Raw genomic sequence first — 763 nt, forward strand, 5'->3', positions numbered from 1 at the left:
TAGGGTCTGTACCTAATTAGCGAACTTTGATTCCCTCGCACCGAATTGATTCGGTGCGGGGGAGTTGGATGCGCAAAGGACTGTTCTGGCTCAACGACGAGCAATGGGCTCTGATAAGCCCACATCTGCCAACGAACCAGACCGGCCCGGCGCGCGATGATGATCGACGTATCATCAGCGGCATCATTCACATGCTTCAGTGCGGTGCGCGCTGGCGCGATTGCCCGCCCGATTATGGCCCGTACACGACGATCTACAATCGTTTCAATCGCTGGGCTAAGCGCGGACATTGGCAGGCGATCTTTGAAGCGCTCGCCCGCTGTGGCAAGGACAGCGTGACTTTGTCCATCGACTCCACCACGATCAAAGCGCATCGCTCGGCGAGCGGCGGAAAAGGGGGGAGCATGAACAGGCGGTCGGCCGCTCGCGCGGTGGGCGGACCACGAAAATCCACGCGCTGAGCGACCCTGATTGCAGACCTTGCGCATTTCATCTCACTCCGGGGCAAGCCGCAGATATTGCCGCAGGACCGGCCCTTTTGAAGCTCGCGCCGCCCATGTCTAGCCTTATCGGGGACAAAGGCTACGACGGCGACGGCTTTCGGGCCGAAATCGTCGATCGCGGCGCGAAGCCCGTCATTCCAAACAAATCCAACAGGGTGGTCCTCCACAGCTTCAGCAAACGTGCCTACAAAGGACGCAATGTCATCGAGCGCTGTTTCTGCCGGCTCAAGGATTTCAGGCGTGTCGCTACTCGGTATGAC

1 pseudogene is annotated in these 763 nt (G+C 59.2%); it reads left to right on the forward strand.

The annotated features are described in order from the left end of the window. Window positions 1–68: 68 nt before the first annotated feature. Window positions 69–763 (forward strand): annotated as a pseudogene (locus XI06_RS12870) (IS5 family transposase); the annotation flags it as partial.

It is taken from the genome of Bradyrhizobium sp. CCBAU 11434, assembly GCF_028128895.1.
GTDB lineage: Bacteria > Pseudomonadota > Alphaproteobacteria > Rhizobiales > Xanthobacteraceae > Bradyrhizobium > Bradyrhizobium zhengyangense.